At 47.1% G+C, this 5597-nt stretch carries 2 tRNA genes and 3 rRNA genes; all 5 read left to right on the top strand.

Going from position 1 to position 5597, the window contains the following annotated elements:
• Positions 1 to 451: 451 nt before the first annotated feature.
• The 5 genes from ABMQ40_RS16415 (at position 452) to rrf (ending at position 5557) form a co-directional block, all read left to right on the top strand.
• Positions 452 to 1968: ribosomal RNA gene (locus tag ABMQ40_RS16415) — 16S ribosomal RNA — on the top strand.
• 208 nt (positions 1969 to 2176) lie between these two features.
• Positions 2177 to 2250 (top strand) — tRNA-Ile (locus ABMQ40_RS16410).
• Positions 2251 to 2331: 81 nt separating this feature from the next.
• A tRNA-Ala gene (locus ABMQ40_RS16405) sits at positions 2332 to 2405 on the top strand.
• 158 nt (positions 2406 to 2563) lie between these two features.
• Positions 2564 to 5313: ribosomal RNA gene (locus tag ABMQ40_RS16400) — 23S ribosomal RNA — on the top strand.
• 136 nt (positions 5314 to 5449) lie between these two features.
• Positions 5450 to 5557: ribosomal RNA gene (rrf, locus tag ABMQ40_RS16395) — 5S ribosomal RNA — on the top strand.
• The 16S, 23S and 5S rRNA genes sit together here with 2 tRNA genes alongside, the layout of an rRNA operon.
• The last annotated feature ends 40 nt before the right edge of the window (positions 5558 to 5597 follow it).

Raw genomic sequence — 5597 nt, 5'->3', positions numbered from 1 at the left:
GTTAAATAAATTTGGATGATAGAAGAATAAGGTTCTATCTTTGCGGCACTGAAAAACGGGAGTTAATCAGTAGCGCAGGAGAGCTTTTAAATCATTAAGCGGGCTTTATTTAAGAGATACGGGATATAAAAACTTTTAAAATTTTTAGGATTAAAAGTTGTGAGAGTTAAAAATATTAGTATCTTTGCAGTCCCAATAATTGGGAGCGCAGAAGAAGGCGGGATGTTTGAGGAGAGGATTAAGGGTTAAGAAAAAAAAACTTTAAAATTTTTCTTTCAAACATTTGGTCAGGTTAAAATAAAGTTTTACTTTTGCACTCGCAAATCGGATGAATGAGCTTAAAGAGAGAGTTTATCGGTTAGCGGAAGAATAGAGATCATTGAAATAAAAAATACAACCAAGTAAGGAAAAACTAAAGCGTTAAAGAACTTTGAGTGAGTCAGACAAACATACAATGGAGAGTTTGATCCTGGCTCAGGATGAACGCTAGCGGGAGGCCTAACACATGCAAGCCGAGCGGTAGAGTCTCTTCGGGGACTTGAGAGCGGCGTACGGGTGCGGAACACGTGTGCAACCTGCCTTTATCTGGGGGATAGCCTTTCGAAAGGGAGATTAATACCCCATAATATATTAAGTGGCATCACTTGATATTGAAAACTCCGGTGGATAGAGATGGGCACGCGCAAGATTAGATAGTTGGTGAGGTAACGGCTCACCAAGTCGATGATCTTTAGGGGGCCTGAGAGGGTGATCCCCCACACTGGTACTGAGACACGGACCAGACTCCTACGGGAGGCAGCAGTGAGGAATATTGGACAATGGGTGAGAGCCTGATCCAGCCATCCCGCGTGAAGGATGACGGCCCTATGGGTTGTAAACTTCTTTTGTACAGGGATAAACCCAGATACGTGTATCTGGCTGAAGGTACTGTACGAATAAGCACCGGCTAACTCCGTGCCAGCAGCCGCGGTAATACGGAGGGTGCGAGCGTTATCCGGATTTATTGGGTTTAAAGGGTCCGTAGGCTGATGTGTAAGTCAGTGGTGAAATCTCATAGCTTAACTATGAAACTGCCATTGATACTGCATGTCTTGAGTAAGGTTGAAGTAGCTGGAATAAGTAGTGTAGCGGTGAAATGCATAGATATTACTTAGAACACCGATTGCGAAGGCAGGTTACTAAGTCTTAACTGACGCTGATGGACGAAAGCGTGGGGAGCGAACAGGATTAGATACCCTGGTAGTCCACGCTGTAAACGATGCTAACTCGTTTTTGGGGCGCAAGTTTCAGAGACTAAGCGAAAGTGATAAGTTAGCCACCTGGGGAGTACGAACGCAAGTTTGAAACTCAAAGGAATTGACGGGGGCCCGCACAAGCGGTGGATTATGTGGTTTAATTCGATGATACGCGAGGAACCTTACCAAGGCTTAAATGGGAATTGACAGATTTAGAAATAGATCCTCCTTCGGGCAATTTTCAAGGTGCTGCATGGTTGTCGTCAGCTCGTGCCGTGAGGTGTTAGGTTAAGTCCTGCAACGAGCGCAACCCCTGTCACTAGTTGCCATCATTAAGTTGGGGACTCTAGTGAGACTGCCTACGCAAGTAGAGAGGAAGGTGGGGATGACGTCAAATCATCACGGCCCTTACGCCTTGGGCCACACACGTAATACAATGGCCGGTACAGAGGGCAGCTACACAGTGATGTGATGCGAATCTCGAAAGCCGGTCTCAGTTCGGATTGGAGTCTGCAACTCGACTCTATGAAGCTGGAATCGCTAGTAATCGCGCATCAGCCATGGCGCGGTGAATACGTTCCCGGGCCTTGTACACACCGCCCGTCAAGCCATGGAAGTCTGGGGTACCTGAAGTCGGTGACCGTAAAAGGAGCTGCCTAGGGTAAAACAGGTAACTAGGGCTAAGTCGTAACAAGGTAGCCGTACCGGAAGGTGCGGCTGGAACATCTCATTTTAGAGCGTCTATAAGACGATAAAAAAAAAGTACTTCGGTACAACACTTACTTAAAGTTTAAGCTTTAGTTTTTTGTTTGGTTGGAAAAAAGATATACACCCACTAGAAATTAGTAAAAGGGATTGAGACGACAAGGAAGATGAAAAGAATAGATAAAGGAGCCATTATGGTTTGGTATCTTGTTATTTTTAATCTGCAAGTCTAAAAAAGTCTCGTAGCTCAGCTGGTTAGAGCGCTACACTGATAATGTAGAGGTCGGCAGTTCGAGCCTGCCCGAGACTACTAATTAAAGCGGTAAGCATTAAGCTTAAAGCAGCAGGCATTTAGCCTTAAGCTTCTGGCCTATAGCGTACAGCACCTAGAGGGGAATTAGCTCAGCTGGCTAGAGCGCCTGCCTTGCACGCAGGAGGTCAAGGGTTCGACTCCCTTATTCTCCACAGTTTTTGCGGTTTAGTTTAAAAGTGACGATTGGAGCCAAAAACAACAATTGTTTACTAAACCAAGAAGAAGAAAAAAAAGATCATTGACATTAACGGTAAAGACATCACAAAGAGAAAACCGAGCACTTATAAGTGCTTGAGTAACCAAAAATAGGAAAGAAATCGTTAAGGGCGTATGGCGGATGCCTAGGCTTTCAGAGGCGACGAAGGACGTGGTAAGCTGCGAAAAGCTACGGGGATTGGCACACACGAATAGATCCGTAGATATCCGAATGGGGCAACCCGGCATGTTGAAGACATGTCACCTCGCAAGAGGAGCAAACCCGGAGAACTGAAACATCTAAGTACCCGGAGGAAAAGAAATCGAAGAGATTCCGTAAGTAGTGGCGAGCGAAAGCGGATTAGCCCAAAAGCTTTTATATGTTTAATAGAATGTACTGGAAAGTGCAGCCATAGAGGGTGATAGCCCCGTATATGAAAGGCATATTTGAGTGATAAAAGAGTAGGGCGGGACACGTGAAATCCTGTCTGAATATGGGGGGACCATCCTCCAAGGCTAAATACTCCTGAAAGACCGATAGTGAACAAGTACTGTGAAGGAAAGGTGAAAAGCACTTCGAATAGAAGGGTGAAACAGAACCTGAAACCGTACGCCTACAAGCGGTCGGAGCCCACAAGTTGGGTGACGGCGTGCCTTTTGCATAATGAGCCTACGAGTTAATTTTACTAGCGAGGTTAAGGACTTAAGGTCCGGAGCCGGAGCGAAAGCGAGTCTGAATAGGGCGCATAGTTAGTAGGATTAGACGCGAAACCTTGTGATCTACCCATGGGCAGGTTGAAGCTCTGGTAACACAGAGTGGAGGACCGAACCGGTTGACGTTGAAAAGTCTTCGGATGACCTGTGGGTAGGGGTGAAAGGCCAATCAAACTGGGAGATAGCTCGTACTCTCCGAAATGCATTTAGGTGCAGCGTCGATTAAAGTTTATTAGAGGTAGAGCTACTGATTGGATGCGGGGGTTTCACCGCCTACCAATTCCTGACAAACTCCGAATGCTAATAAATGTTGGTCGGCAGTGAGGGCATGGGTGCTAAGGTCCATGTCCGAGAGGGAAAGAACCCGGACCATCAGCTAAGGTCCCCAAATATATGCTAAGTTGAAGCAACGCGGTTGGACTGCATTGACAGCTAGGATGTTGGCTTGGAAGCAGCCATTCATTTAAAGAGTGCGTAACAGCTCACTAGTCGAGCGGTCCGGCATGGATAATAATCGGGCATAAGCATATTACCGAAGCTATGGGATTAATTAAATTAATCGGTAGGAGAGCATTCTATCGGCGTAGAAGCATTACTGTGAGGTATTGTGGAGCTTATAGAAAAGAAAATGTAGGCATAAGTAACGATAAAGGGGGCGAGAAACCCCCTCACCGAAAGACTAAGGTTTCCTCAGCCATGCTAATCAGCTGAGGGTTAGTCGGGACCTAACGCGCACCCGAAAGGGGAAGTGGATGGACACAGGGTTAATATTCCCTGACTTGCTCACGATAAAAGGGGACGGTTCGATGTAGCTACTGAAGACGGACGGAAGTGTCAAGGCTTAGCCTTCGGGCGAAGCTGTTGTAGTGAACTTGGATCCAAGAAAAGCCGAAGTGAAGCAACCCGTACCAAAACCGACACAGGTAGTCGAGGAGAGAATCCTAAGGTGCTCGAGTGAGTCGTGGCTAAGGAACTAGGCAAAATAGTCTCGTAACTTCGGAATAAGAGACGCCTCCCTCCGGGGAGGCCGCAGTGAAGAGGCCCAGGCGACTGTTTATCAAAAACACAGGACTCTGCTAAATCGAAAGATGCTGTATAGGGTCTGACACCTGCCCGGTGCTGGAAGGTTAAGGAAGGGCGTTAGGGTAACCGAAGCGTTTGACTGAAGCCCCAGTAAACGGCGGCCGTAACTATAACGGTCCTAAGGTAGCGAAATTCCTTGTCGGGTAAGTTCCGACCTGCACGAATGGTGTAACGATCTGGGCACTGTCTCAGCCACGAGCTCGGTGAAATTGTAGTATCGGTGAAGATGCCGATTACCCGCAATGGGACGAAAAGACCCTGTGAACCTTTACTATAACTTCGTATTGACTTTGAGTAAGCAATGTGTAGGATAGGTGGGAGGCTTTGAAGCCGGCACGCTAGTGTTGGTGGAGCCGACGTTGAAATACCACCCTTTGCTTACTTGGAGCCTAACTTCTTAAAGAAGGACATTGCGTGGTGGGTAGTTTGACTGGGGTGGTCGCCTCCAAAAGAGTAACGGAGGCTTTCAAAGGTACCCTCAGCACGCTTGGTAACCGTGCGTAGAGTGTAATGGCATAAGGGTGCTTGACTGTGAGACCAACAAGTCGATCAGGTGCGAAAGCAGGACATAGTGATCCGGTGGTTCCGCATGGAAGGGCCATCGCTCATAGGATAAAAGGTACTCCGGGGATAACAGGCTAGTCTCCCCCAAGAGCTCACATCGACGGGGAGGTTCGGCACCTCGATGTCGGCTCGTCACATCCTGGGGCTGGAGAAGGTCCCAAGGGTTGGGCTGTTCGCCCATTAAAGTGGCACGCGAGCTGGGTTCAGAACGTCGTGAGACAGTTCGGTCTCTATCTATTGCGGGCGTTAGATGTTTGAGAGGGCTTGATTCTAGTACGAGAGGACCGAATTGAACAAACCTCTGGTGTATCAGTTGTACCGCCAGGTGCACCGCTGAGTAGCTATGTTTGGAAGAGATAAACACTGAAAGCATATAAGTGTGAAACTCGCCTCAAGATGAGACATCTTTTAAGGGTCGTGGGAGATGACCACGTTGATAGGCTACAGGTGTAAAGTTGGTAACAGCATAGCCGAGTAGTACTAATTACCCGTAGATTTATAGCCTATTGGATATTAAATGAGCCTTATAAGTGCGTAGAAGGTTTTGTCTTTGTGAAAGTTTTTATCGATTAAAAAGCAGTATGCTTTACGCTGTAAGCCTCAAGCTTATAGCCTACTGTCTACAGCTATATACCTTCTTTAGGGTGGTTTTAGCGGTGGGGCTCACCTGTTCCCATTCCGAACACAGAAGTTAAGCCCACCAGCGCCGATGGTACTGCTAACGCGGGAGAGTAGGTCACCGCCAGTTTTTATAATAAACCTCATACAGCCATGTATGAGGTTTTTTT

Source organism: Chryseobacterium gossypii, assembly GCF_041361455.1.
Taxonomy (GTDB): domain Bacteria; phylum Bacteroidota; class Bacteroidia; order Flavobacteriales; family Weeksellaceae; genus Chryseobacterium; species Chryseobacterium gossypii.
The sequence above is the reverse complement of the archived record's forward strand: the minus strand, read 5'-3'. Positions and strand labels throughout refer to the sequence as shown.